Source organism: Micromonospora polyrhachis (genome assembly GCF_014203835.1).
GTDB classification, from domain to species: Bacteria; Actinomycetota; Actinomycetes; order Mycobacteriales; family Micromonosporaceae; genus Micromonospora_H; species Micromonospora_H polyrhachis.
This window is the reverse complement of record NZ_JACHJW010000001.1, coordinates 3,107,683-3,133,497: the sequence shown is the minus strand read 5'-3', so window position 1 is coordinate 3,133,497 and position 25,815 is coordinate 3,107,683. Positions and strand designations below refer to the sequence as shown.

The following is a 25,815-nucleotide window of genomic DNA, read 5'->3' as shown; positions in this document are numbered from 1 at the left end:
CCGTACTGATGCTGCCGTCCGCAGGAGTGATGTCTGATGCGGGTACGTGAAGCGATGTCCAGCCAGGTTCTCGTCGTCGGCCCCGAGCACACGCTCCGGCAGGCCGCCCGGATGATGTCGGAGCGACGGGTGGGTTCAGCGGTCGTCGTCGATCCCGAGTCGCACGGGATCGGGATCATGACCGAACGTGACGTACTTAACGCCATCGGAGCCGGACTCGACTGCGATGTGGAACGTACCTCCGCCCATCTCACCTGGGACGTGGTCTACGCCGGACCGGACTGGACCCTGGAGGAGGCGGCGGCGTCGATGGTCCGGGGCGGGTTCCGGCACCTCGTGGTCTTGGCGGATGCCGAGGTCCTCGGCGTGATCTCGGTTCGGGACATCGTCCGGGTCTGGGCTGGACAGCGGGCTGCCGCATCCCGCTAGTCCCGCTCCGGACCCGTCCCGCAGTGGCTGATCCGGTACGCGGGAGGAGCGTCCGGCTACGGCTCACCATTCGGACATGGCCATACCTGCGTCGTTGTGGCCATGGTCACCCGTACGCTGAGTAGTCATGACCGCTGAGCAGCTGATCTCGTTTGCCCGTGGGGCACCCTCGCTGGACATCGTCGATATCGATGGGCTCAAGGCCGCCGCCGTGCGGGCCTTCGATGCGGACCCGGCCGGCATCACCGCGTACGGCAACTCGCTGGGCTACCTGCCGCTGCGTGAGTGGATCGCGGCCAAGCACGGTGTCGCCGTCGACCAGGTGCTGGTCACCAACGGTTCGTTGCAGGCCGACGCGTTCCTCTTCGACCGGCTCGTCAAGCCGGGTGACGCGGTCGTGGTGGAGCGGCCGACCTACGACCGGACCCTGCTCAACCTCCAGCAGCAGGGTGCCGAGGTGCATGCGGTCACCATCCAGCCGGACGGGATCGACACCGACGAGCTGGGCAAACTGTTGGAGTCGGGGGTACGCCCGACGGTGGCGCACATCATCCCCAACTACCAGAACCCGGCCGGGGTCACGCTCTCCCTGGAGAAGCGGCAGGCGCTGCTCGCCCTGGCCGTCGAGTACGGCTTCACCATCTTCGAGGACGACCCGTACGCCGACGTCCGGTTCCGGGGCGAGCCGCTGCCGTCCATGCTCTCCCTCGACGAGCACGACGTCGTGGTGCACGCGTCCAGCTTCACCAAGACCGTCTGCCCCGGCGTACGGGTGGGTTACCTGGTCGGGCCGGCGGCGCTGATCGCCGACATCGCCAAGCGGGCAACCAGCCTCTACATCTCGCCCGGCATGGTGGCGCAGGCCATCGTGCACCAGTTCTGCGTCTCCGGCGACATCGACCGTTCCGTCGAGAAGGTGTGTGGCGCGCTGGGCGAGCGGGCGACGTTGCTGGCCGCGGCGTTGCGCGAGCACATTCCGGGCGTACGGTTCATCGAGCCGGACGGCGGCTACTTCCTCTGGGTCGAACTTCCCACGGACGTGCAGGTCGACAAGCTCGCCCCTGCTGCCGCGGAGCGGGGTGTGGCCGTTGTCAAGGGCAGCGACTTCCTTCTCGACGGTGGCCAGCACGCGTTGCGCCTGGCCTATTCGGCGGTCACCCCCGACCGGATCGACGAGGGTGTACGACGGCTGGCGGAGGCTGTCGAAGCGGTCCGCGGACAGGGATAAGAAAGTTTGTCGGATATCCGACAAACGGTCGAGGTTGCTTGTCGGGGGTTTCCAGAGAGGTGCTGCACAGCTCACAATGCTGCGAGCGCCAACCGTTCCTGCGGTTGACCTCCTGTGCATAACCCCCCGCCCCCCAAAGGCGCCGGGTGGGCCGGCCGCACCTACCCCCCGAGCGGCCGGTCCACCCGGCGCCACCCCAACCACGCCCGGCCGACCGTTCCACCCACCGGCGTAGCCTGCATCCGGCAGAGGTCACGCTGGCGGGAGGGAGGTGGGCCCCGATGGCGGAGCGATTCGACCGCGGCCGGGCCGGGACCGGTGCAGAAGCTCGTAAGGATCGGATACCCCGATCCCGCGCCTGGACCGCCCCGGTACGGGCGATGACGCGCATCCTCAACGCCGACGGCAGTCAACAGCCGTCGGCGGTGAGTACCCCTGATCGCACTGCGGTGGTGGACTGCGCCCTCTACATCGACGGCGTACGGCAGACCGGCGACTGGGACTACGCCGAGGCGCTGGCCCAGGCGCAGCAGCGGCGCGACGCCTTCGTCTGGCTGGGCCTGCACCAACCGGGCCTGGCCGAGATGACCAGCATCGCGGCCAGCTACGGGCTGCACGAGTTGGCGGTCGAGGACGCGGTCAAGGCCGAGCAGCGACCCAAGCTGGAACGCTTCGGTGAGGTCAGCTTCCTGGTGCTCCGCACCGCCCGGTACGTCGCACACGGCGAACTCACGGAGAACTCCGAGGTCGTGGAGACCGGGCAGGTGCTGCTCTTCATCGGCCCGCAGTTCGTGATCAGCGTGCGGCACGGCGACGCCTGCCGACTCGCCCCGGTCCGGGCCGACCTGGAGAGCAGCCGGGAACTGCTCGCCCAGGGGCCGTGGGCGGTGGCCTACGCGATCACCGACCGGGTGGTCGACCTCTACCTGGAGGTGAGTGACCGGGTGGAGGACGACCTGGACACCCTGGAAACCCAGGTGTTCGGTCGTCAGGCGCACGGGCGAATCCAGCGGATCTACCAGATGAAGCGGGAACTGGTGGAGTTCAAGCGGGCGGTGGTTCCGCTCCAGCGTCCACTGATGACCCTGACCGCCCAGATCAACCGGGAGGTGCCGGGGGAGATCCGGCGCTACTTCCGCGACGTGCAGGACCACCTGACCCGTACGGTCGAGCAGGTCAACTCCTACGACGACCTGCTCAACTCGATCCTCCAGGCCCGCCTGGCCCAGGTCACCGTCGAACAGAACAACGACATGCGCAAGATCGCGGCGTGGGCGGCCATCGCGGCCGTGTGGACCGCCATCGCCGGCATCTACGGCATGAACTTCGACGTCATGCCAGAGACCAAATGGACGTACGGCTATCCCGTCGTACTCGCCCTGATGCTCGGATCCTCGCTGGTGCTGTACCGGATGTTCCGGCGTAACGGCTGGCTCTGACCAGACGTCGGTACCGCGACCGGTGGATCTGGTCGCGGTACCGAGCCGAGGGTCTTTTCAGTTCCGGCTGTTGCTCGTCGCCGTACCGGCGCTGCCGAGCACCCCGTCCCCGCTCTTGGTCGGGCTCTTGCGGCTGGCCTCCGCGAGGGTGGCCGGGGACGGCCGGTCGCTGGCCTTCTCCGCCACCTTCTCCGCGGTCTTGACCAGCGGCTTGTCGGTGGCCTTCTCCGTGGCACCGTTACTCGAACCGGTCGTGGCCCTGGCCGACTCGGATCGGAGGGCGGAGGTCGAGCTGGCAGCCAACGTCTCGGCGTCCTCCCGGACGGACTCCAGTGCCCGACCCGCGTCGTACGCGTCCCAGTCCTGCTGCCGACGACGGCGTACCGCCGCCGCACCCGCCACCCCGACCACGGCGCTGGCGGCCAGGATCCCGGTCAACATCGGCCACCGTCGACGTGCCATCAGTGACTCCTTCTTCCGCATCGCTCGCATGTTCTTCGGCTTCACCTTCTGGGCGGTCGATCCGGCGTGCCGGGCACCTTCCGCCGCCGCCACGGCCAGCGGTGCGAGCGCCGTCACGGTCGTCGCCCACCCGTGGGCGGCCTTGCCCCTGACCTTGGTCGCCGTCGGGCCGACATAGTCCCGGGCCGCGTTCATCCGCGGCCCGAGGGTCGCTCCGACCCCGCCGGCCGCGTGGGTGGCGGCCCGCCTGAAGTGATCGAGGCTCTCGCCCAGCTCTGCCTTCGCGAGTTGACCGTGAGTCTTACGCCGACCAATTCCGAACACCGTTCCACCTCCTGGGTGTTGTTCCTTCGTCATCCTCCACCTTTGGATGCCTCCGCACTGCCAGATCGGGCACATGGGAGGATCCGCATGGAAACTGACCAACAACAGAGGAGTACCCGTGGCTGAGGCGATCTACGCCACCTTGCACACCAACGCCGGCCCGATCCGGTTGGAACTGTTCCCGAACCACGCGCCGAAGACCGTGCGCAACTTCGTCGAACTCGCCGAAGGCACCGGTAAGTACACCGACCCGCGCACCGGCGCGCCCGGCTCCGGGCCCTACTACGACGGCACCATCTCGCACCGGGTGATCGCCGGGTTCATGATCCAGATGGGTGACCCGACCGGCACCGGCCGGGGCGGACCGGGCTACCAGTTCGCCGACGAGTTCCACCCGGACCTGCGCTTCGACCAGCCCTACCTGCTGGCGATGGCGAACGCCGGACCGGGCACCAACGGTTCGCAGTTCTTCATCACCGTCGACCGGACGCCGCACCTGAACAACCGGCACACCATCTTCGGCAAGGTGGCCGACCAGGACTCGGTGAAGGTGGTCGATGCGATCGCCAACACCCCGACCGGTCCCGGCGACCGGCCGCGCAACGACGTGGTCATCGAGCGCGTCGAGATCGAACGTACCTCGGCCTGATTCCCCGATCGGGGTACCTTTGCTCGCATGAACGAGCACGGCAAGGCGGCATCGTGAGCGAGTCCCCGCCGACCACGCCGGTCTGCTACCGGCACCCGTCGCGGGAGACCTACATCCGGTGCACCCGGTGTGAGCGGCCGATCTGCCCGGAGTGCATGCGGGATGCTTCGGTCGGTCACCAGTGCCCGGAATGTGTGGCGGAGGGGCGTCGGACGCAGCGGCCGGTGCGTACCGTCTTCGGAGGCGGTGCCGCCGGCCGTGCCGGCTACGTCACCAAGGCGATCATCGCCGTCAACGTCGTGCTCATGTTGCTCTCCATCGCCCTGGACTCCGGGGGTGACGCGGCCGCCGGTGGACGCGGCTTCGGGGGGTTGCTCGGCGGCAGCACCCCGTTGACCACGTGGGGCTCGGTGCTCGGGCTGGCGCTCTTTCCCGACTTCACCGTGCACGGGATCGCGAATGGCGAGTACTACCGCCTCATCACCGCGATGTTCCTGCACTACGGTCTCATCCACCTGCTCATGAACATGTGGGCACTGTGGGTGCTGGGCCGATCGCTGGAGGCAACTCTCGGCCCGGTCCGGTTCCTGGCCCTCTACCTGGTCGCCGGGCTCGGCGGCAACGTCGCCGCGTACGTCTTCACCGCGCCGAACAGCCAGACGGCGGGTGCGTCGACCGCGGTCTTCGGTCTCTTTGCGGCGCTGTTCATCATCATGCGTCGGCTTGGCCGGGACACCTCGTCGGTCATCCCGATCCTGGTGATCAACCTGGTCTTCACCTTTGCCGTGCCCGGCATCTCCATCGCCGGGCACCTCGGTGGCCTCGTCTTCGGCGCGATCGTGGCGCTGGTGATGGCGTACGCGCCCCGGTCCCGTCGCGCCCTGGTGCAGACGGTCGGCACCGCCATCGTCGTGATCGGGTTGATCGTCGCGACACTCGTGCGGACGGTGTTCCTGCTCGGCTGACGGAACCGGGCTACTCGGCGTGGCCCGGGTGTAGTCGACCGTTGCCTGCGTTCGACTCGGAGTGGCCCATGTTCAGCCGACCGTGGCCCGTCGCCACCTGGTCTGGAGGATCGCGGCGACCTCGTCCGGCGCGGTGCCGAGGTCGTGCCGCCCGAACAGGTGCAGGGAGTCGCCCGCGTCGATCTCCAGGAGTTCGGTGCGCAGGCCGCGCCGGGGGCGCGTGTCCACGGCGATCCGCTCGATCCGGGCCCAGTCGAGGTGTCGCCGACCGGCGAATCCGGTGATCACCGTGATGCCAGCCCCGTCGACGCCGAGGCGGACCGGAGCGACCAGGTCGCGCAGTGCCCAGCCGAGAAGCCCGGCGGCGGCCAGGGCGGCCAGACCCCACCGGACCGGGTCGCCTTCGGCGAGCAGTGCCCCGAGTACGGCGAAGCCGCCGGCACCCACCACCTTCAGCACGGGCAGGAGTGCGCGCACGCGCCAGGTCCTGGGTCGGTCGTCGTCCGGCAACGCACTGCTGTCGTGCCGCTCGTCGTCGGTGGGGTCGGTGTGCACGCCTCCAAGGATGAGGCACGGCCGGGGAGACGAGGCGGTCAGCAGGACGTAGTATCGAGAAAAGCTTAGTTACTGGGGAGTAGAAAATGCGGGACGCGGTCATCGTCGGTACGGCACGCACCCCGATCGGCCGACGCAAGGGTGGCCTGGCCTCGGTGCACCCGGTCGATCTGTCGGCGTACGTCCTGCTCGCGTTGGCCGAGCGCTCCGGCCTGGCGCCGGCCGACGTCGACGACGTGATCTGGGGCTGCGTGTCCCAGGTCGGCGAGCAGTCGTGGAACATCGGCCGCAACGTCGTACTGGCGGCCGGCTGGCCGGAGTCGGTGCCCGGCACGAGCGTCGACCGGCAGTGTGGCTCCAGCCAGCAGGCGCTGCACTTCGCCGCCGCCACCGTCATCTCCGGTCAGGCGGACCTCGTCGTCGCCGGCGGAGTCGAGGCGATGACCCGGGTACCGATGGGCTCCTCGGCCACCGGCGGCCTGCCGTACGGGGATCTGGTGCGCGACCGCTACCGCGACGCCGAAGGCTTCGGCGTCGACGAGCCGGTGCCGTTCAACCAGGGGGTCGGGGCGGAGATGATCGCCCAGCGGTGGGGCTTCTCCCGTACCCAGTTGGACGAGTTCGCGCTGGCCAGCCACCAGAAGGCGGCGGCGGCGCAGGACGTCGGGCTGTTCGAGGCGGAGATCTCCCCGGTCGCGGTGGCCGACGGTGGCAAGGTCACCGCCGACGAGGGCATCCGGCGGGACACCACCCTGGAGCGGCTCGGTGAGCTGAAGACGCCGTTCAAGGCCGATGGCGTGGTCACGGCCGGCTCGGCGTCGCAGATCTCCGACGGAGCCGCCGCCGTCGCGGTCACCACCTCCGAGTGGGCCCGGCAGCACGGCCTCACCCCGCTGGCCCGGATCCACACCGCCGTGGTCGCCGCCGACGACCCGGTGATCATGCTGACCGCACCCATCCCGGCCACCGCGAAGGCGCTGCGCCGCGCCGGGCTGGGCATCGACGATATCGGCGTGTACGAGGTCAACGAGGCGTTCGCGCCGGTGCCGCTGGCCTGGCTGGCCGAGACCGGAGCCGACCCGGCCCGACTCAACCCGCGCGGCGGAGCCATCGCCCTCGGCCACCCGCTCGGTGGATCCGGTGCCCGGATCATGACCACGATGGTGCAGCACATGCGGGACAACGGCATCCGCTACGGCCTACAGACCATGTGCGAGGGCGGCGGTATGGCCAACGCCACCATCGTCGAACTGCTGTAGGTATCTCCCTGACCATCCGGTTGACGGCACTTGGCCTGTGGTGACGCAGGTCGGAGTGCCGTTACATCGGCATGCGCACGACATTCAGGGAACGCTAATCTCACTTTCATCCATGTAAATGCCGCACCATCTGCCGTCAACGCCTCGTTGGACAGCGCATGGACGTGTTCTCCCAGACGCTTCCACCCACGGCCGTAGTGGCCGGGGTGTCCGCCACGAGGGCGGGTCGACACCTGGCCAACCTGCGGCGATGCATGGAGTCCGGCGACGACGCCGTGCTCGTCACCCGATGTACCCGGGTCGATCGGCCGGCCCAGGGCGACTACCTGCTACTGCTTACCCATCGTCGACTGGTGGTGATGCGGCGGACCCGACTGCTGCGTCGACTGCGCCTGCACCTCAACGCCGAGCTGCGGCACCTGACCAACGTCACCTGGAACTCCGACCCGAATCTGTCCGCTGTGGAGCTGGCGGCGACCGCGATCGACGGGGTACGCGAGCGGTTCCTGATCCAGGTCGGCGATCCGAAGCGGGTGTGGCAGTTGGACGCCGTACTCAACCACCGGTTCCGGCCCGGCGGGGCGAGCCGGGTCGCCCCGGCCCTGGCCACCTGACGTTAGGAAGGGTCCCTTCCATGGCTGAAAGCGATGAGAAGGGACCCTTCCTTACATCTCAGTAGACGCGGGAACCGATGAAGTCGTCGTGACCGTAGCCGACGGGGTTGGCGAACGAGCGGGACTGGAAGGACCACTGCTGACGGTTGCTGCTGCCGCAGGCCGCCAGGCGTAGGCGTGGGTTACCACTGCTCGGGCTGTCGAAGGCCAGGCAGAGGTTGGTGTTGCCGGCGGCCTTGATCTGGCTGCCGGAGAAGACCCACTTCTGGTTCGTGCCACCGTGACAGTCGTGGATGTTGACCGGGGTGTTGGCGGTCAACGAGCCGCCCGCGACGTCCAGGCACCGGTCGTGGGAGAGTTCGGAGTGCAGCGACTTGCGGGTGGAGTCGTACCAGAAGCCCTGGTTTCGGCCACCGTGACAGGTGTACGAGATTTGCGCCGTACCGTTTCGGGAGTCGTAGCCCTCACCGTCGATACAGTTGCCGGTGCCCGTGTTGCGGAGCTGCTTGAACTCGAACAGCCCCGGATAGAACACGGCCTGGTTGGTGCTGGCCGGGTCGACGCAGGTGCCCTGCTGCTGGCCGGAGTTGAAGAACGCCGTCATGCACTGGGCGAACATGCCGTGTCCCCGATAGTTGGGGTGGAACGACTGCCGAGCGGCGTTCTCGTCCCAGACGCCAACCTCGATGAAGAGGCCGCGTACGGAGGTGCTCTCCGAGCACACCTCGTGACCGTGGAACAGTCGGCTGGCGTCGATGTAGCGGGTGCCGGTGTTGACGGCGGCGGCCCGTAGTGCCTTCTCGAACAGTGGCACCGCCTTGTTGCGGGCGAACGCCAGGTCGGCGAGGTACATCAGGCAGCCACCGTTGTACCAACCCGGGAAGTCCGCGTTGTCCTCGATGTCCGGGCCCCCGGGACTCGGGTATGACATGAACACGAGTTCGTAGTCGGACTGGAGGTAGCCCGCGTTGGTCATGGTCTGCCGGATGCCGTTGAGCGCCTGCTCGACGGCCTGCCGGCTACCGTCGGTACGGATCGACCAGTTGTCGGTGTAGTCGGGGTAGCACGCGCCCTGGAAGAACACCCGGCTGATGGTGCAGTCGGTGGCGACCGGTCCGAACTGGATCGTGCCGTCACCGTTCGCGCCGACGATCACCCAGAGTAGCTTGATCTTGGTGTTCCGTGCCTTGATCGCGAGGTGGTCACCCTGGTTCAACTCGTTGTGCTGGGTCGGGCCGCCGGCTATGAGGTTCCACGGGGTGGCACCCGAGCAGGCGATGTTGTACTGCACGTCCGAGGAGATCCCGGTACGGAACACCGCCTGGTCGTACGACCGGTCGCACCAGTTGCCCGGCTGGTGGGTGCCGGGAACGTAGTTCCCCACGCCCTCGCCGGAGATCTGGCTGTCACCCATCGTGAGTAGCGCGACCTTCCGCTGCTCTATCGGGCGGATGGCCGGGCTGCCGTAGAGCTGGGTGGCCTCGGCGGCACGGATCGATTCGAGGTTGGCCGGCAATGCCTGGATCGGCGGGCGCGCCTGGGCCGGTGCGGGGGCGGAGGAGGCGGGGAGAGGGCTGACGAGCATCGGCAGGACGAGGCCGGCGACGAATGCGGTCACGACGGCGGTACGTCGTCGTGGCATCCGAAGCGGGCTGCGTTCTCCCGGTGGGCGGGGGTCGCTCATCGACGCGGTCCTTCCATCCAATCGTTACTGGTCAATCGGATGGTCAGACGGTAGCCCCCCGGGCGGGGAATGTGAATACCTCTCAGTAACTTGTTGCGCGCAGATGTCGTCGCAGCTCAGTACGGCGTGGCGCACCATGCCCACGACGTGGCGGGGCGACGGCTCGGGCGGGGCGACGGCTACGACGTCGGGCGGGTGGCTGGGGTTCAGGGAGTGTGCGGTGGCAGGGCGTAGCCCACGTAACCGCGGAACTCGACCCGCCAACCGGGCGGCACCAACCTGGTGCACGCCTTCCGGTCACCGGTACACACAATCGCGTCCACAGTGCGCGGATCAGCTGGCGGTCGGCCGTCCAGCACCGACTGCAGCGCCACGATCTCCCGATCCGAGTCACTGTCGCCAGAGCGCAGCAGCAACCACCAGGGGTACTCCCAGTTGTCGTTCTGCTGCACCAGGCCGATCCGCCGGGCACCAGCGGCCTCGACCTCCTGGGCCGCCCACCGGAACTCCTCCGCCCACTGCGGACGACGCAGGAACCGGGTCTCCCAGTCGGAGGTCGTGAATAGCGACCCCGTACCGACCAGTCGGCGGGGGAAGCCGTACGAGATGGCGAGCACCCCGGAAAGTGCGGAGGTGGCGAGTACGGCCACCGCCGCCAGGGTTGCCACCGAACGCCGACCACCTCGGCCAGCGTCCTCTGCTCGGCCAGCGTCCTCTGCTTGGTTGCTGGACCGACGCCGGAACATCGCGTCCAGCCACACCCCGGCCAGCGGTACGGCCAGCAGCAACGCGTACAGCACCAGCCGATTTCCCCAGGGCTGCCACTTGATCATCGCGCTGTGCAGGACCACGGTGACCCCGATCGCGACTGCGTACGCACGCAGCGTGCCGGCGCGCTCCGGTGAGATCCGTTGTGGACGCGCCAGCGCCAGTACCCCGCCGATCAGGACGAGCGCCCCGACGAGGGGGAACGCGACCCGGTCCTCGTCGGGATACCAGGACCGCACCGGGAACGTGGTCTTGCCGAAGGTGATGCCCGGATCCTGCGGGTCGACGCCGACCAGCTCCGCCACCTGCTTGATGACGGACGCGGTGACGTCTCGCAGCGGACTCAGCGGGGTGTCCAACGCGGTGTGCCCGATCCGCAGCCCGTTGACCAGGACAGCGGGCGGGTCGTGTCGGGTGGTCGGGATCGACTCGCGCAGCCGGGGCGGCCCGAGCGGATTGCCGAACTCGACGGTCATCCGCACCAGGTACGGCCCGGTGATCATTGCGGCGACGGCCAGGATGGCGATGGAGACGCCACCGATGCCCAACACCGCCCGTACCCGCCCCGTACCGGACGTGGCGGCCGCACGGTCTGCGGATGGCGCTGGCCGGAAGATTTGCCGGAGTTGGGCGACCCCCCACACGACCAGCATCGGACCGACCCCGATCAGCCCGCTGGTCTTGGTGACGGCCGTCAGCCCGGTGGCGGTGCCGAGCGCGAGCACCGCGCCGATGGTGGCCCGCCGGGACAGGTTGTCCAGCACCAGGGTCGCTGCGCAACCGGCCCAGGCGGCGGCCACCAGGTCGGTCTGCGTACTTGTCGCCTGAAGCGCCACCATCGGCGTCGTCGCCACCAGGAAGGCGGTGATGACCTGGGCCCGCCGGCCCCCGCCGAGTTGCGCGGCGATCCGCGTCGCGACCACCAGACAGCCGATCGCCGCCGCCCACTGCGCCAGGTTGTAGAGGGTGTCGCCACCGGTCAACAGGCGTAGGTGCAGCAACAGATATTCGGCGCCGGGCGGGATGCTCACCTGCCGGTGGATGGCGGTCGCCCACATCTCCAGGCTGCCCTGCTGCACCCAGTGCTCGACCTTCGGCAGGTGGTAGGTCTGCGAGTCGAAGTTGTTCGGTTCGGCGAGCAGGGCGATGACCAGTTCGGCCAGTACCAGGAAAGCGATGACACAGATCATCAGCCGCTCGGCCAGGCTGGCCTGCCGCCACCCCTCGGCCCGGATGGTCTCCCAGCCGCTCGATGCGGCGCGGCGCGCGTCCCGCAATATCGACCGGGGTTGGTCCGATGATGCGGCCGAGCGGCGCCACCGCCAGACCGCCAAGGCCAGCGCGACCAGCAGGAAGAGCAGCCAGACCGCCGCGATCGCGGGCGCGGTCAACCAGCCGTACGCGCCGAGCAACTCGACGGTCAGCACCGCGTACGCGCCAGTGACCAACGCCGCTCGGACCACCGACAGGCGTACCGGCTGACCAACGCTCTTCGGCGCTGGACGGAAGGCATACATGATCGCGAAGAAGGCGATTACGGGTGCCACCACGAGCGGGGACCATGCAGCCGGCATGGCCGGAAGTAAACACCATGATCCTGGCTGCCCCACGCGAAGGCAGCCTTGTGCGGGTGTCGGACGGAGTAGGCACCGCTGCCGGTGGCGGCAGGCTGGGTACCACTGTCGGTGGCGGCAGGCTCGATAGTGCCGGCGATGGCGGTTGGAGCAGACACGGCCGGATGCGGCAGACGTCAGGACAGACCTATTCCTCGCCGCAGGCTAGGCTAGCAAGGATCTGTCGTCGCCACCGTGGAGATGTCCCCGTGAAGCTCTCGATCCTCATGCCGGTCTACAACGAGGAAGAACGCATCGCGGACGCCCTGAAGCAGGCGCTGGCGGTGGACTACCCGTGCGAGATCGAACTCGTCGTGGTCGATGACGGAAGCCGGGACGGCACCGGCGAGATCCTCGGTCGGGCCGACGACACCCGGGTCCGGGTCATCACCCATCCGCGCAACGCGGGCAAGGGTGCGGCGATCCGTACGGCGGTAGACAACGCCGAGGGCGAATACATGGTGATCCTCGACGCCGACCTCGAATACGACCCGCAGGACATCACCAAACTGCTCGAACCGGTCCTGGACGGACGCGCGACGGTTGTCTACGGAAATCGGACATTCGGCAGCCACAGCTCCTACAGCTTCTGGTACGTAATGGGCAACAAAGCCGTCACCACCGCCGCCAATGTCCTGTTCAACTCCTACATCGGCGACCTGGAGACCTGCTTCAAGCTGCTGCCCGTCGGGCTCTACCGCTCGCTGGACATCCGCTCCCGAGGCTTCGGCATGGAGGCGGAGGTCACCGGCAAACTGCTCCGGCGGCGAATCCGCCCCTACGAGGTGCCGATCAGCTACCACGCCCGAGGGCGCGACGAAGGCAAGAAGATCACCTGGAAGGACGGCGTCGAGGCGCTGTGGATCCTCGGTCGCGAGCGCACCCGACGCCGGGGCGTCATCCCAGGAAAGCGCTGATCTCAGCTCAGGAAAGCGCTGATCGAGGCCCGCAACCCCGCTGCGTCCAAGCCGTGCCACCGGGCATGATCCTGCGGCGTGCCGTAGCGACGGATCTCGGCGTGACCCACCCCGAGTGACAACAACCGGTGCGGTACGTGACTGAGCACCCCATTCACAAGCGCGCTCGACGTACCCGCCAGGTAGGGCTCCACCAGGATCACCTCCGACCCGGCCAGCGCCTGTAGACCGGTCGTGTCGAACGGCCTCGGGGTGTGCGTGTACGCCACCGTCACATCCAGCCCCGCCACCGCCGCCAGCGTCGGATCCAGCATCGGCCCGACCGCCACGATCAGCGGCCCGCCCGGTGTACCCCGCCGCAGCACCTGCAACCGGGTGTCCCCGCCGTACGACAACCGGTTCGACTGTGTGGACAGCCGCAGATAGACCGGATCGTCGTGTGGGGTGGCCGCCTTCAACAGCGCCGGCACCTCGTCCCGGTGCCCCGGCACCTGCACCGTCCAGCCGCCGATCGTGTCGAACAGTGCCACGTCCCCCGGCGACATGTGTGTCCGGCCCATTTCCGACCCGTCGTACGACGCACCCACGCTGACCAGGATCGCGCCCACTCCCTGGTGGCCCAGATCCAGCTTGATCTGCTCGTACGCCCGGTCCACCAGGAACGTCGCGTACGAGTGCACGATCGGCCGCAGCCCGGTCAACGCCAACCCGCCCGCCACCCCGATCATCAACTGCTCACGGATGCCCACGTTGAGCACCCGCTCCGGATGACGGTGGGCGGCCGGGGCGAACACGGACGCGGAGATGTCGGCCAGCACCAGGGCGGTACGCGGATCGTCCGCGAGCAGCGCGCTGGTGGTTGTCACGAAACTGTCCCGCATGGTCACTTCCTTCGAGTCCACGGTCACTTCCTCGGGTCGACGACCGCGGCGACGACGTGCGGCTGGTCGGGCTGGTGGGCGGTCAGAGCGGCGTGGATCGCGTCATGGTCCCGACCGTCCACGGTCGCGGCGGTCCATCCGTTGACGGTGAACCGGCTGGCGATCCCGCCCGGACCCGGCCAGCCGTGCGTGGCAGATTGGTTGTCGAGCACGATCGCAGTCAGGTTGGGCAGATCGGTGGCTCCGGCGTACGCGATCGCCTCATGGTTGGCACCCTCGTCCAACTCGGCGTCGCCGAGCAGGACGTACACCCGGGGTTGGGTGATGCCCTGGGCCCGCAGCCCCAGCGCGGTGCCCACGCCCAGTCCCAGGCCGTGGCCGAGCGAACCGGAACTGATCTCCACACCGGGGACCAGCAGCCGGTCCGGATGGTGACCGAGCCGGCTCTCCGGACCGGCCAGATCGTCCAGCCACGCCTCGGGAATGAACCCCTTCACGGCCAGTACGGCATAGTAGGCGGCCGGACCGTGCCCCTTGGAGAGCAGGAACCGGTCACGTTCCGGGTCGTCCACGCTCTCTGGAGTGACCCGCAGCACGCGGTCGTAGAGCACCCAGACGACATCGAGCGTCGAATGGGCGCTGGCGGAGTGTTTCTCGTCGCCGGTGAGCCGGCGCAGCAGGCCGTCGAGGTCGACGTAGCCGGTGGTCGTCGGTGCGGTCATGCGGCTAGCCTGCATGTTGAAGTGCACTTCAACTCAAGGCGAACGTGATGCAGGAACCACTGACCATCGGCGAACTGGCCATCCGATCCGGGGTGGCACCCTCGGCGCTTCGATACTACGAGCGGCTCGGGCTCATCCGGGCCACCCGCACCGGCGGCAACCAACGACGGTACGAGCGGACTGTGCTGCGCCGCGTCGCGTTCATCCGGATCTCCCAGCAGGTCGGCGTCTCCCTGGAGGAGATCCGCACCGCGCTCGACTCGCTGCCCGAGTCCCGCACCCCCACCAAGGCCGACTGGGCCCGGCTCTCCGCCGGCTGGCGGCACAAACTGGACGAACAGATCGACCTGCTCACCCGGCTCCGCGACGACCTGACCGGCTGCATCGGCTGCGGCTGCCTGTCACTACAACGCTGCAACGTGATGAACGCCAGCGACGAACTGGCCGAGGAGGGAGCCGGCGCCCGGCTCCTGGTCAGTCCACGGTGAGCACGGTCAGTCGACGGTGAGTACGGTCAGTCCAGATGAGCGTGGTCAGTCGACGGTGAGCAATACCTTGCCCAGGTGATCGTTGGACTCGACGATCCGATGCGCCTCGGCGGCCTGCGCCATCGGCAGCCGACGGTCGACGATCGGGCCGATCGCCCCCGACTCCACCAGCGGCCACACCTCCTCGCGAACCCCCCGTACGATCGCCGCCTTCTCCTCCATCGGCCGGGACCGCAACGCCGTCGCGGACACCGACCCGCGCTTCGCCAACAGCGCACCCAGATCCAACTCCGCCTTCCGACCACCCTGCATGCCGATCACCACCAACCGGCCGCCGGTCGCCAGCGCGGCCACGTTCCGCCCCAGGTACGCCGCACCCATGATGTCCAGGATCACGTTCGCGCCCCGACCGTCGGTGATCCGCCGGATCTCCTCGACGAAATCCTGAGTCGTGTAGTCGATCGTGTGCGCCGCGCCAAGCTCACGAAGGCGCTCGTGCTTCGCCGGCCGCGCCGTCACCACCACCGTCGCCCCTAGGGCCACCCCGAGCTGGATGGCGAAGGTGCCGATACCGCTGCCGCCACCATGCACCAACAGCGTCTCGCCGATACTCAGGTGGGCCAACTGGACCAGGTTCGACCAGACCGTACAGGCCACCTCGGGCAGCGCGGCGGCGTCGACCGGATCGACCCCGGCCGGCACCGGCAGCAGCTGGCCCGCCGGCACCGCCACCCGCTCGGCGTAGCCGCCGCCGGTCAGCAACGCACACACCACATCACCCACCTGCCAACCGGAAACCCCCGGGCCGGTCGCGCTGACCACGCCGGAGCATTCCAACCCCGGGTACGCCGAAGCACCCGCCGGCGGCGGATAGTGCCCCTGCCGTTGCAGCAGGTCAGCGCGGTTCACCGCGCTGGCGCGTACGTCGACGACCACCTCACCGGGGCCCGGCTCCGGATCGGGCACCTCCGTCCAGGCCAGCACGTCAGGTCCACCCGGCTCGGTAATCGTGATCGCACGCATGGCTCAGTCATACCCCACTGCCGGATCCCTCACCACGGCCTCGGTCCACGCCCGAGCCAGGATCTCGTCCACGGTCTGCGCCGGGGTCTGCTCCGAGGTGTCCAGCCAGAGCCCGAGACGTGGTGTCTCCGTACGCAGACCCGCGTCGAGCTGCTGTGGCGTCCACTCGCCGTACCCCGTCTTGGAACGCTCCTGCTCGCGGAGCGCCACCACCTCCGGGCGCGGGGTGAGCGCCACCACCAGCAGTGGGCGGCTCCGGATCGTGTCGACCAGGAGGGCCAGGTCCGCCCCGAGCACCACATCCTGGAGTACGACCGTGAAGCCGGCGGCAAAGTAGGTGTCCGCCGCATTGGCGGCCAGGGTGTAGCGCAGGTGCAGTTGCCGGACCGCCTCGGCCTCGGTCTCCGGGGTCATCTCCACCCGACCGTTGATGATCATCCGGCGGAAGACGTCACCCCGCAGGTGTACGGATCGGGGCAGCCGGCTCGCCAACTCCTGCGCGACGGTCGACTTGCCGGCGGCCATGATGCCCGTGATCAGGACAACGGCGGGCGGCGGCGGTGGCGTGTCCGGCATGTCCTTGATCATCCCAGTGTCCCGGGTGGTGGGGGCACCCGGCCCGAGAGACCGGCGTGGCACACTAGGGGCGGCTGCGTGAGGTGACTTACCCAGCCACGGAGGGTTCGCCTAGTGGCCGATGGCGCTGGTCTTGAAAACCGGTAAGGGGGCAACCTCTTCGTGGGTTCGAATCCCACACCCTCCGCTTACCTGCGATCTCCATAATCGCACGTCATCCCGCAGTTGCCGGGCAGCCCCCCACGATCGTGGGGGGCTGGTGGGGGGAGTCATGCCCCGCGCGACCTTCGATCAGCATGAGGGGCAAGATCGATAACAGTGGCACCAGGCCTCTGAATCGCTTCGAGTGCGGCCAGGATTTTCAACATTCGCACACCGTTGACCTCAGATTGCATATCCGCGTCGGTAACTCGCTTTAGGAGTGCGCGGTGTGCTGAGCGTAGATCCGCGACCTGACGGTGCAATGCCGCAACGGAAACTGCGGCTGCCGTGGCGGTGAGCGCCGCGACCGAGCTATGCGTCGCGTCGCTCCAGGTAAGAATTGCGGCGGCGCCAGCCGACGCCCATAGGCCGATTGAGAGGTACGTCAGGGCTGTTGTGAGGGTGGTGCGACTCGGCCCCCGAGTCTCGTGCATCGGACTTCTCCTTCGACGACGGTGAAGGTGGGCTGGCTGCACCTTCATTCCTGGGCGGCTGGTGTGGTGCCGCTGTCGGCATGAGCCCGTCGTGGGGTGGCGGGCGGTTAGAGGGCAAGCCCCCCAACCCGTACATCTGCAAACAAACCGTTACGTAAGTCCTGATGGATCACTCATGTTACGACAGGATCTCCATCGGAGACATCGAGACAGGCGCTCTGATCAATGCAAATTGCACGTCCGGGCGCGGTGCAACTGACTGTCTAGATAGGACGGGTGAGGGCGTTTCGTACGAGTGTACGAGTAGGCCAGAGTCGATCAGCCGATGTCAAGCGACCGGATCGGCGAGTCGCACTGCCAGCGCGATCTCGGCCAGCGTCCTCGTCGACCCGGTCGCCTCCGCGAGCACGCGCGCCTGGGCGGCAGTTGCGCGGGCCCCGTCACGCTCCCCGGAGAGGGCGTAGGTGACGGCGAGCCGGGCCAGGTAGGAGCCCCGGTCGCGGGTGTACGACGCGGGCAGGTCGCGTAGTCCCGCCTCGACCAGGCCGATGGCGGCTTGGTGGTCGCCGGCCTCGCGCAGGCACAACGCCCGCTGCATCTGCAGGCGCACCGGGTCGTGGAAGTAGATCCACGCCGGCTCGCGGTCGGGCTGTCGCCGGGCCTGGTCGAGTAGGTGCTCGGCCTCGTCGAGTGCCCGCAGGCTGGCGTCTCGCTCCCCGGCGGCGGCCAGGCCGCGGGCCAACTGCTGTTGGGACAGGGCGAGGGTGCCGGGGGTGGCCGGCTGGCGGCAGGATGCCTCGGCCAGCGTGACCGCCCGGCGGTGGTCACCGGCGGACCAGGCGGCGTTGGACCGCATCGACAGGATGGACGCCACCATGGACGGGTCGCAGGCCTCGGTGGCCTGGCTGAGGGCGCGGGCGTACCACTGGGCCATTGCTGACCGGTCGGCCTGGTCCTGGTAGAGCCAGCCGGCGAACTGGGCGTACTGCGACTCCAGCGACAACAGCTCGTCATGCAGTGGCCCGTCCGCGTTGCCGCGGACGGCCTGGACGGTGGAGATCTGCCCGAGCACCGGGAGCAGCACCGCCCGCGCGCCGACTGAATCCTCCAGTGAGCGCTGCACCGCGAGCGCCTGGCCGAGTTGATCGACGACGGTGGGGTCGGGCCGGCACCGTCCGGTGCTCACTGCGCCCACCCGCTCATCGGCCCAGTCCGGCAGGCGCTGGATCGGGGCGGACAGGTGGGCGACGAGCCGGCCACCGGCGTCGAGCACGCGGTCGAGCCGCTCGGCGACATCGTGGGTGGGCGGCTTGCGACCGGTCTCCAGCTCGTGGAGGTAGCTGCGGGAGTAGTGGGCGCGTTGGGCCAGCGCCCGGAGTGAGAGGCCATGCGAAGAACGTAGATCTTTCAGCGCGTTGCCGAAGCTCACGATCGTCCGCCCCCCGTCTGCAGACACCAGCGGACACATCCACCCTTACGGATCATCGTTGCGCGATCAAGGCTTGATCGCGGAGGTGGTAAGGGTGCGACTGCTACTCGGCTGGCGGCGTGGATGCCGTCTTGCGTTTCGCGACAAGCCGGTCCACTGCCGCCGGACTGACCATGCGGTACCCGCCGCGTTCGGTGCGGTACCAGTCCGCACCCTCGGTGCCGAGGTGGCCGGCGTCGATCAACCTGCGAACGGTCTGCTGGCTGTCGTTGTAGCCGGCGGTGTGGAGGCGTGCGGTTACCTGTCGGATTGTCAGGTATCCCTGTTGCTCGGTCACGCCGTCCCCCTCTGCCAACCATGCCAGGTTGACCCATGGTCTCAGATGCGGGGGCGGTGGGCGATCACTGGCCTGAATGAGCATGACTCACACTCTCACAACCCTACCAAGCTTTACAACTCTTCCATTCGTGTGGCAGTCTGACCGCCATGAAGCTGTTCCGCCGCCCCCAGCGCACTCCGGTGGTTGCCCCCGACGCCGCAGCCATCGCTGCCGCCCTTGCTGCGGAGACCAACGCCCTCATCGAGCGTGAGCGGTTGTTGTCGAAGGTGCGTCGCGAAGACGAGGAAGCCGCCCGCGAAACCGCCAAGGCTGAAGCGCGAGAGCAGGCCGAAGCCGAGGAGCGACGCAAGAAGGAAGAGGCCGAGCGCCGAGCAAAGCGTGTCGCCCAACTCCAGAAAATTGGCCACCTCGCCCGGACCGCTGGCCCTCTGCTGCTGTCCAACGCCGCGTCGATCGGTGGGCAGATCGGCTATGTCTACGGGGAGGCCCCCGAGGATTGGCCAGCCCCCGTGAAGGTTGCCGTGGCCATCGGGGTGGCCGCCGCCGCCGAAAGCATCTCCCTTTACATCGGCTGGCAGGCCCACGAGCATCTGCTACGGAAGGCCCACTCGACGGCGGCAAAGTTGCGCCGCGCGTCGTACGGGGTTGCCCTGCTCTTCGGGGCCGTCAACTACAGCCACTTCAGCGATGGATGGCAGCCGACGGCCATGGCCGTAATCCTCGGGACCTTGTCTGTCTCATCACCCTGGCTCTGGGGCCTCTACAGCCGCTGGAAGCAGCACATCCAGCTGGTTGCCGAAGGCCTGATTGATGAGGCCGGCGTCGAGTTTTCCCCAGCGCGCCGTAGAGCCTTCCCGCTCCGGACGTGGGCCGCCAAGCGGTGGTCGATCGAACACAACGAGCGAGACCCGCGCAAGGCTTGGGAGGGCTACAACAAGGAGCGGCAGCGCCGGACTCAGGCCCTGGACGGTGGCCGGCTGCGCGTAGCCGGCCGAGTGCTACGACGTGGGTCCGCTGCCCTGCCTGCTGCCCCCGCGTCCGGCGAGTTGGATGACGCGACCCGTGCCGCGTTGGAGGAAATCAAGGCCGAGGCGAAGCGGGCCCGATACCGACTGGCCATGGGTGCCCACGCGTTCTACCAGTCGCCGACGGTCGGCATTGTGGCGGCCAAGCCGGTGGCCACATGCGCGGCCATCGACGGTACGCCGCAGGTGGCCATCGCGAGCGCTGCGGCTGGCCATCTCGATGGCCAACTCTCTGGCCACGACGGTGGCCAGGATCGCGGCCAGGACGATGTGGATCTGTTGGCCATCGTGACGGCCACGCAAGACGCTCCCACTGTGGCCAGCAAGGTGGCCATGTCGATGGCCACTGAGGGCGGCCACGAGTCAGGTGGTGGTGTGGCCATTGCTGTGGCCAGCCGCACCGGTCGCCAGGTGGCCATGGGGGGCCGCGAGGGCGACATCAAGCAGCGCGACGCGCAGATCAAGCGTCTCGCCAAGAAGAACACTCCCGACGCCGAGATCGCTGCACAGGTCAACGTCAGCATCAGCACGGTGCGCCGGGTGCTCGGCAAGAAGAAGTAGCAAGCGGGGCGCGGCCACCGACTCTCACATCCCGGCCGCGCCCCATTCCCCAGAGGAGGAACCACCATCATGACCGCAACACAGCTACCGGTCATCCACCGGCTGGACGAAGACCAGGAGCGTCTCCTGGATCTGGTCGAGGGCCAGGCCGTGACCCAGACCGACGAGGGCGACAACGTCGCCTACCTCGACCTCGAGGTGCGGGCGGCGCTGCTGGCGGGGCACGTCGCGCTGGTGCCGGACCCGGCTCGTCGGGTGTGGCAGCTCACCCCGGCCGGGGTGCGGGCCCTGCAGGAGTCCCGGTTCGCCCGTCACGTCGAGGCCGCCGCCGGGTTGCCGCCGGAGGTGCTGTACGCGGTCGAGGTCGACATGGACATGGACCAGCCGTGCGCCGACGTCGACCCGGAGCCCCAGGTCAGCTACGACACCACCCGCTGGACCACGGTGGCGTACACGCTGGCCGGGCTGATCGCCCTGATCGCCGTCACCCTGATCGCGGTCGAGACGCAAGGCGAGGTCAGCGCCACTCTCGGAGCGACGGGGGTAGGGGTTGCGTTCCTGGCCGGGATTGGCATGGTCGCCGCACTAGGGATGGACCAGCGGGCCGGGCGTTCCACCGAGTGGGACATGCAGGCCGATCAGGATCTGGACATTGCGGGTCAGCGTTTGTAGGTCCCTGCACATTCATCAGCGTGGAGGGCGACCACGCCCTAGACCAGCAGGTCGCCCTCCGCATCCCCCAGAGAGGAACACCAACCATGACACAGCCCGCCAGCAAGTCGTTCTTCGTCGGTGCGGACGCGCTCACCGACAACCTCGCCCTGATCGAATGGTGCGAGAACTCTCGGCGCATCCTCCACGCTGGCGCCCTGGAGTTGGGCATCTGCGCAAGCGAGTTGGACGCCAAGCTCCGCACTGTCTCCGGCGGCCTGTCCGTCGGCGGCCTGTCGGGACGCCGTCGCGCCAACCAGGTGTCCCGGCCGATCGGCCAGGCCAGCGAGGCGCTGGTGGTCGCGAGCCAGTACATCATCACCGCCTCCAACCGGTTTGTCGCCGCGTTCGACCCCGAGCTGTCGGCGGCCGGCTACCGGGGAGCCCGCAAGCCCGACTTCAAGTTCAAGGCGTAGACATGGCGAAGACGAAGATGCCGAAGAACGCCGGGATATCCACCGGCGACACCGGATTGGCCAGCGTCCACACGGTGAAGCTGCCGCTGTGGCCCTATCTGGTCACCCCGGCCGGCTCGGTCGGCCTGGCGGTGGCCACCGGTTTGGCGCACTGGCGGTGGGCTGATGACCCGGCCGCCATCGGCGGGGTCGCCGTTGGTCTCACCCTGGCAGGTACCGCGCTGACAGCGCTGACGTGGCGGGCCGCCGCCGCACGGGGCATCGTTCGGCGGGCGGTCGCCACCACCACCTGCGTGGCGGGGTCGGCGTGGGCGATCGGGGCCACCATCGCCGCCCCCTGGTCGTCCCCGTGGCTGGACATGTGGCTGCTCGGGGCACCGACGGCCAGCATCGCGATGGCGGTCGTGCGGATCCTGCGGTCCGTTGGTGAGGACCCGACCAGCTCGGCCGGCGGTGGCCTGGCAGAGGCAGTGAAGAGTCTGCGTAATGCGACCGTTGGTCGACCGACGATCAATGGTGCCAAGGCGGCTGCCGCCATCACGCTGGAGCCGGGTACCTCGGTCAAGGAGTTGGCTGGTGACCGGGCGGCTCTGGCCTCCGCGCTTGACGTGCCGGAGACGGCGGTACGGGTCCTGCCCGATCCGGACTCTGCGCGGCGTGGCCGGGTCGAGGTGGTGCCGGTTGACCAGCTCCGGGAGACGCTTACCTGGCCTGGCCTGTCCGCGCCGGGAAGGTCCATCGCGCTGCCGCTGGTGCTCGGCGTGATGGAAGACGGGGAGCCGCTGATGGTGTGGCTACCCGGTGACCATGCTGCTGGACGCAACGCCGCCCACTTCCTGGTGGTGGGCATGACCGGTGCCGGCAAGACCGAGGTGCTGCTCAACATTGCCGCCGAAGTGCTGTCCCGCATCGACGCCGACTTGTGGCTGGCTGACCCCCGCAAGGGCCACCAGCTGCCGCAGTGGGCCAAGGATGGGGCGGCCCGGCTCGCGATGACCGAGGACGACACGAGCGACATGCTGGAGGTTTTGTACGCCGACATCGCCACCCGAGCAAGGCAGATCGGCCAGCACGGGCACAAGCAGTGGACCGAGGGCTGCGCCCAGTGCCCGCGCTACCGGGTTGCGATCGTGGACGAAGCAGCGCAGGTAGCCGCCGGGAACCCGCTGGTGACGGAGCTGACCGAGGCCGCGCGAAGCGCGGGCATCAGCCTCATCTTCGGACTCCAGCGAGCCAGCCACGACCGATTCCCCACCAGCGCACGGGCCAACATCGGCGGGTCGATCTGCCTCGGAGTCGACAGCGAGACCGACGCTGGCATGGCCCTGTCCGACGCCACCCTCGACGCCGGGGCGATGCCGTGGGCCTGGAAGAACACCAAGCCCGGCTACCTGTACGCCGAGGTGCCCGGCACCGACCCCGCCCGCTGGATCATGCCTGCCCGGTCGTTCGTGGCGGACGAGGACGACCGGGCGGCAGCCGTCGCTCCGTACCGGCCGGCCGGGGCGGCCACCCGGCAGACAACGCCAGCGGAGAGCATCCACCCCTCCGCGCCGACGAGAGAGGAGACTCCGACGCCACCCCTCAACAAGGCAATCGACCCGGGAGACCCGCCGGACGACGTTGACCCGGCGACGCCGATCAGCGCCCCACCCGGCATGCCCCGGTTCTCATTCGGCGAGCGGCCGAAGATGGCCCCCGCCCAGGCCCGGGAGACGCTCCGTACCCATCTGTTGACCCTCGCCGACGCTGGTGTCGACGTGGTCCGGCCGACCGAGTTGGGCGACGTGCTCGCCGAAACCGGCTTGTCCGGCTCGTGGTTGTACCAGCAGCTGCGAGCACTCACCCGTGGCGCAGACGCACTGCTCACCGCCACCGACCGGGGTCACTACCGCATCCGTGTACCAGAACCGGTGTGACCCGCAGTAACCGCAAGGCGGGCCGTGTGCACCATGCGCACGGCCCGCACGGTTGCCGCCGACCCCCAGGTAGGGGGCCATGTGGATGGCCGTGCACACATGTTCGTGCAAATCGCGTGATCCGTGTGAAGTAAACGGAGAGTGAATCATGAAACTCGCTCTGGCGTTCGCGGTCGGAGTCATCGTCGGCGTTCTCGGAGCCTGGGAGGCGGGCCGCCGATTCGAGCGTTGGGCGTTCGCCTGGTCCCTCGCTGCCGAGCGGTTGCGGGTCGCGCGGCTGTACGCCGGCGACGCTGCTGGCTGGGTCATCGGTGTCGGCCTGGTGCTGCTCGCCGGTGGCGCTTTGGCCTGGATCGCGTTCTGAGTCGATATTTGAGGGGACGATTGCTATGACCACCACCACGATCAGTCCGATGCGGATCCTCGGCCAGCCCGAGCGGCTCGCCACCGTCGGCAACACCAGCCTGGACCGAGTCCGAGCCCAGCTGCCCACCTACCAGGAACCGTGGGAGTGCGGCCTGGTGCGCCGACCGGTGGCAGCCGCTGTGCTGCCCGTCGACTACGAGGCCGGGGAGTACCTGCTGGTGCGGCAGCCCCGCATCGGGGCCCTCGGCGCACCAACCTTGGAGGCGGCGGCAGGGGTGCTGGACTGCCCGGGGGATGACCCGCGCGAGACCGCAGCCCGCGAGCTGGCCGAGGAGATGGGGCTGACCGCCAAGGTGTGGACGACGGTGGCCGCCGGGGCGTACGTGTCGCCCGGCTACTCCGACGAGCGCATGTGGGCGTTCCTGACGTCGGGTCTCCGTACGACGCCGGCCCGCCCGGTCGACGGGTACATCACCACGGTGCACCTGCCGCTGTCCGGGCTGGCGGGTCACATCGCCCGGTACCGGCAGTCGCCGGAGGCGGACCTCAAAACGCTGACCCTGCTCTACGCCCTGCAGCTCACGCTCTAGCCCTCTGACACGTACAGTCCGCGGCCTGGTGACCCGATCACCAGGCCGCGGTCCTTTGTCAACTCCAGGGCGCGCTGGATGGTGCTGACGCTGACGGAGTAGAGGGCGGCAAGCTCCCGCAGGGACGGCAGGCGGCTACCCGGCGGGTACTCCCCGCCGCGGATACGGGCGGTCAGGTCGTCCGCGATCTGACGCGACGACATGGGGATAGGCATGGCGGATCTCTCCCTGGCTGGCCCGCCCATCCGATCATGTCCGGCACTCCGCCTCAAGCGCACAGTTGACCCTGTGCACACTGTGACCTAGGTTGACCTGCAGATGTCTCTCTGGCTGGCGTTGGAGGGCATCTTCCGGGGCCGGGCCTAGCTAAGGGGCCTGCGCCCGGCCCCGGGTCAGACCCCCTGCAGGTGCGGCGCTCCGCGACTAGGTCTCCGGGGCGTCGCGCTGTGTTCGGGCACATACCACGCCGGGCACATGATCAGGGTGTCGTCCACAGCCGCCCCCGTTGTCCACAGGCGGCGCGCGGGCGGTTGCCCGGCTCCGGTGCGGCGGGCAGGCTCGACCCGTCGGCGAGGCCACTGCCACCGCCAGCCGGGTGGTGGCGGAAGGTCACCGGCACGTCCGGGCCCGGGCATTGATCTTTCTCTAGATTTACCTCAAAGAATCTTGTAAACCCTCTTTACGTTCTAGTGCTCATATGCGTAAGATAGGTTTACAAGCAAGCGGGACATTGAAAACTACACAGAGGGAGCCAGAAATGGACAAGGTACTGGTCGCCATCACCCTGGTCAAGGACCTCTTCAACGGCGGCGACTACGACCCGGCCGAGACCCACTGGCGCAACGCGCGCAAGCGCGCCGCCGAGGCCGTCAACGCCGCAGTGATCGCCGGGGCGAGCGTGTGGGATATGGCCCTAGAGTCCGGGATCCACCCGCAGACGCTGCTCAACATGGTCTCCGACCCGGCCGCGCGAGAGCGGGAGTTGGTGAAGGAGTACCGGCGGATCATGAAGGACGCGCTCTTCATCGAGGCCGACATGCGCAAGCTCTCCGGGGATCTGCTGAAGACGGCGGGGGACACCCCCGAGGCCCGCAAGGAGATCGCCACCCGGCTCAAGCTCCAGGCCCACGAGATGGACCACTTGGTCGAGCCGGTGCTGTAACCAACAAGGCCGCCGCACCCCAATCCCGGGGTGCGGCGGCTGAACCACATGAGAGAGAGGCGCTG

The 25,815-nt window shown here is 68.5% G+C and carries 27 protein-coding genes and 1 tRNA gene; 17 read left to right on the top strand and 11 right to left on the bottom strand.

Annotated features, from left to right (window positions below):
- Window positions 1-36: 36 nt before the first annotated feature.
- From FHR38_RS13480 to FHR38_RS13470, 3 genes are all read left to right on the top strand, one after another.
- Window positions 37-429, top strand: coding sequence for a CBS domain-containing protein (locus FHR38_RS13480; protein WP_184534999.1), 393 nt, complete (start codon window positions 37-39; stop codon window positions 427-429).
- Between the two features lie 127 nt (window positions 430-556).
- Window positions 557-1,657, top strand: coding sequence for an aminotransferase-like domain-containing protein (locus FHR38_RS13475; RefSeq protein WP_184534998.1), 1,101 nt, complete (start codon window positions 557-559; stop codon window positions 1,655-1,657).
- A 281-nt stretch (window positions 1,658-1,938) separates the two neighbouring features.
- The gene (locus tag FHR38_RS13470; protein WP_184534997.1) at window positions 1,939-3,096 is read left to right on the top strand and encodes a magnesium and cobalt transport protein CorA; all 1,158 of its coding nucleotides are present in this window, start codon (window positions 1,939-1,941) and stop codon (window positions 3,094-3,096) included.
- Between the two features lie 57 nt (window positions 3,097-3,153).
- Here the strand turns inward: FHR38_RS13470 and FHR38_RS13465 are convergent, their stop codons facing one another.
- Window positions 3,154-3,882, bottom strand: a complete 729-nt coding sequence (locus FHR38_RS13465) for a hypothetical protein (RefSeq protein ID WP_184534996.1) — start codon at window positions 3,880-3,882, stop codon at window positions 3,154-3,156.
- 118 nt (window positions 3,883-4,000) lie between these two features.
- Here FHR38_RS13465 and FHR38_RS13460 point away from each other — a divergent pair, with 118 nt between their 5' ends.
- Both FHR38_RS13460 and FHR38_RS13455 read left to right on the top strand, forming a co-directional pair.
- On the top strand, window positions 4,001-4,531 hold the full coding sequence (locus FHR38_RS13460) for a peptidylprolyl isomerase (protein WP_184534995.1): 531 nt from the start codon (window positions 4,001-4,003) through the stop codon (window positions 4,529-4,531).
- 53 nt (window positions 4,532-4,584) lie between these two features.
- Window positions 4,585-5,496, top strand: a complete 912-nt coding sequence (locus FHR38_RS13455) for a rhomboid family intramembrane serine protease (protein ID WP_184534994.1) — start codon at window positions 4,585-4,587, stop codon at window positions 5,494-5,496.
- Window positions 5,497-5,568: 72 nt separating this feature from the next.
- Here FHR38_RS13455 and FHR38_RS13450 read toward each other — a convergent pair whose 3' ends face one another.
- Window positions 5,569-6,006: a PH domain-containing protein gene (locus FHR38_RS13450; RefSeq protein WP_184539624.1), complete on the bottom strand. Its 438-nt coding sequence runs from the start codon at window positions 6,004-6,006 to the stop codon at window positions 5,569-5,571.
- 131 nt (window positions 6,007-6,137) lie between these two features.
- Here FHR38_RS13450 and FHR38_RS13445 point away from each other — a divergent pair, with 131 nt between their 5' ends.
- Window positions 6,138-7,310 (top strand): thiolase family protein, encoded by a 1,173-nt coding sequence (locus FHR38_RS13445; protein WP_184534993.1) that lies wholly within the window; start codon window positions 6,138-6,140, stop codon window positions 7,308-7,310.
- Between the two features lie 158 nt (window positions 7,311-7,468).
- Window positions 7,469-7,924 carry a hypothetical protein gene (locus FHR38_RS13440; protein WP_184534992.1) on the top strand — a complete coding sequence of 152 codons (456 nt, stop codon included), beginning with the start codon at window positions 7,469-7,471 and terminating at the stop codon, window positions 7,922-7,924.
- Window positions 7,925-7,982: 58 nt separating this feature from the next.
- On the opposite strand, the gene FHR38_RS13435 is transcribed toward FHR38_RS13440, so the two are convergent.
- Window positions 7,983-9,608, bottom strand: coding sequence for a ricin-type beta-trefoil lectin domain protein (locus FHR38_RS13435; RefSeq protein WP_246446508.1), 1,626 nt, complete (start codon window positions 9,606-9,608; stop codon window positions 7,983-7,985).
- A 206-nt stretch (window positions 9,609-9,814) separates the two neighbouring features.
- Window positions 9,815-11,950 carry a hypothetical protein gene (locus FHR38_RS13430; RefSeq protein ID WP_184534991.1) on the bottom strand — a complete coding sequence of 712 codons (2,136 nt, stop codon included), beginning with the start codon at window positions 11,948-11,950 and terminating at the stop codon, window positions 9,815-9,817.
- A gap of 248 nt (window positions 11,951-12,198) precedes the next feature.
- Here FHR38_RS13430 and FHR38_RS13425 point away from each other — a divergent pair, with 248 nt between their 5' ends.
- Window positions 12,199-12,906 carry a glycosyltransferase family 2 protein gene (locus tag FHR38_RS13425; RefSeq protein ID WP_184534990.1) on the top strand — a complete coding sequence of 236 codons (708 nt, stop codon included), beginning with the start codon at window positions 12,199-12,201 and terminating at the stop codon, window positions 12,904-12,906.
- Window positions 12,907-12,908: 2 nt separating this feature from the next.
- Here the strand turns inward: FHR38_RS13425 and FHR38_RS13420 are convergent, their stop codons facing one another.
- Complete coding sequence (locus FHR38_RS13420; protein ID WP_184539619.1) at window positions 12,909-13,787, bottom strand: transketolase family protein; 879 nt, start codon at window positions 13,785-13,787, stop codon at window positions 12,909-12,911.
- A gap of 23 nt (window positions 13,788-13,810) precedes the next feature.
- Window positions 13,811-14,509, bottom strand: a complete 699-nt coding sequence (locus FHR38_RS13415) for a thiamine pyrophosphate-binding protein (RefSeq protein WP_246446506.1) — start codon at window positions 14,507-14,509, stop codon at window positions 13,811-13,813.
- Between the two features lie 47 nt (window positions 14,510-14,556).
- On the opposite strand from FHR38_RS13415, the gene soxR reads away from it, so the two are divergent.
- The gene (soxR, locus tag FHR38_RS13410) at window positions 14,557-14,997 is read left to right on the top strand and encodes a redox-sensitive transcriptional activator SoxR (RefSeq protein WP_184534988.1); all 441 of its coding nucleotides are present in this window, start codon (window positions 14,557-14,559) and stop codon (window positions 14,995-14,997) included.
- Between the two features lie 45 nt (window positions 14,998-15,042).
- On the opposite strand, the gene FHR38_RS13405 is transcribed toward soxR, so the two are convergent.
- Together FHR38_RS13405 and FHR38_RS13400 are read right to left on the bottom strand one after the other, a co-directional pair.
- Complete coding sequence (locus FHR38_RS13405; protein ID WP_184534987.1) at window positions 15,043-16,020, bottom strand: NAD(P)H-quinone oxidoreductase; 978 nt, start codon at window positions 16,018-16,020, stop codon at window positions 15,043-15,045.
- Between the two features lie 3 nt (window positions 16,021-16,023).
- A complete protein-coding gene (locus FHR38_RS13400; protein WP_246446504.1) occupies window positions 16,024-16,608 on the bottom strand; it encodes an AAA family ATPase in 585 nt (194 codons plus the stop codon).
- 88 nt (window positions 16,609-16,696) lie between these two features.
- Here FHR38_RS13400 and FHR38_RS13395 point away from each other — a divergent pair.
- A tRNA-Ser gene (locus FHR38_RS13395) sits at window positions 16,697-16,783 on the top strand.
- A gap of 776 nt (window positions 16,784-17,559) precedes the next feature.
- Here FHR38_RS13395 and FHR38_RS13390 read toward each other — a convergent pair.
- Window positions 17,560-18,687: a helix-turn-helix domain-containing protein gene (locus tag FHR38_RS13390; RefSeq protein ID WP_221449008.1), complete on the bottom strand. Its 1,128-nt coding sequence runs from the start codon at window positions 18,685-18,687 to the stop codon at window positions 17,560-17,562.
- A gap of 76 nt (window positions 18,688-18,763) precedes the next feature.
- Window positions 18,764-18,997 (bottom strand): hypothetical protein, encoded by a 234-nt coding sequence (locus FHR38_RS13385; protein WP_184534985.1) that lies wholly within the window; start codon window positions 18,995-18,997, stop codon window positions 18,764-18,766.
- 149 nt (window positions 18,998-19,146) lie between these two features.
- Between FHR38_RS13385 and FHR38_RS13380 the strand changes: the two genes are divergently transcribed.
- From FHR38_RS13380 to FHR38_RS13355, 6 genes are all read left to right on the top strand, one after another.
- Complete coding sequence (locus FHR38_RS13380; protein WP_184534984.1) at window positions 19,147-20,586, top strand: hypothetical protein; 1,440 nt, start codon at window positions 19,147-19,149, stop codon at window positions 20,584-20,586.
- Window positions 20,587-20,655: 69 nt separating this feature from the next.
- Entirely contained in the window at window positions 20,656-21,258 is a 603-nt protein-coding gene (locus FHR38_RS13375) for a hypothetical protein (protein WP_184534983.1), read from the top strand.
- A gap of 86 nt (window positions 21,259-21,344) precedes the next feature.
- The gene (locus tag FHR38_RS13370) at window positions 21,345-21,713 is read left to right on the top strand and encodes a TraA-like protein (RefSeq protein WP_184534982.1); all 369 of its coding nucleotides are present in this window, start codon (window positions 21,345-21,347) and stop codon (window positions 21,711-21,713) included.
- 2 nt (window positions 21,714-21,715) lie between these two features.
- The gene (locus FHR38_RS13365; RefSeq protein WP_184534981.1) at window positions 21,716-23,632 is read left to right on the top strand and encodes an FtsK/SpoIIIE domain-containing protein; all 1,917 of its coding nucleotides are present in this window, start codon (window positions 21,716-21,718) and stop codon (window positions 23,630-23,632) included.
- A 148-nt stretch (window positions 23,633-23,780) separates the two neighbouring features.
- Window positions 23,781-23,996: a hypothetical protein gene (locus FHR38_RS13360; protein WP_184534980.1), complete on the top strand. Its 216-nt coding sequence runs from the start codon at window positions 23,781-23,783 to the stop codon at window positions 23,994-23,996.
- A gap of 25 nt (window positions 23,997-24,021) precedes the next feature.
- Window positions 24,022-24,588 carry an NUDIX hydrolase gene (locus FHR38_RS13355; protein WP_184534979.1) on the top strand — a complete coding sequence of 189 codons (567 nt, stop codon included), beginning with the start codon at window positions 24,022-24,024 and terminating at the stop codon, window positions 24,586-24,588.
- Here FHR38_RS13355 and FHR38_RS13350 read toward each other — a convergent pair.
- On the bottom strand, window positions 24,585-24,803 hold the full coding sequence (locus FHR38_RS13350) for a winged helix-turn-helix domain-containing protein (protein WP_184534978.1): 219 nt from the start codon (window positions 24,801-24,803) through the stop codon (window positions 24,585-24,587). The two genes, FHR38_RS13355 and FHR38_RS13350, sit on opposite strands and share 4 nt — an antisense overlap.
- A 542-nt stretch (window positions 24,804-25,345) precedes the next feature.
- Between FHR38_RS13350 and FHR38_RS13345 the strand changes: the two genes are divergently transcribed.
- A complete protein-coding gene (locus FHR38_RS13345) occupies window positions 25,346-25,750 on the top strand; it encodes a hypothetical protein (protein WP_184534977.1) in 405 nt (134 codons plus the stop codon).
- Window positions 25,751-25,815: the final 65 nt, after the last annotated feature.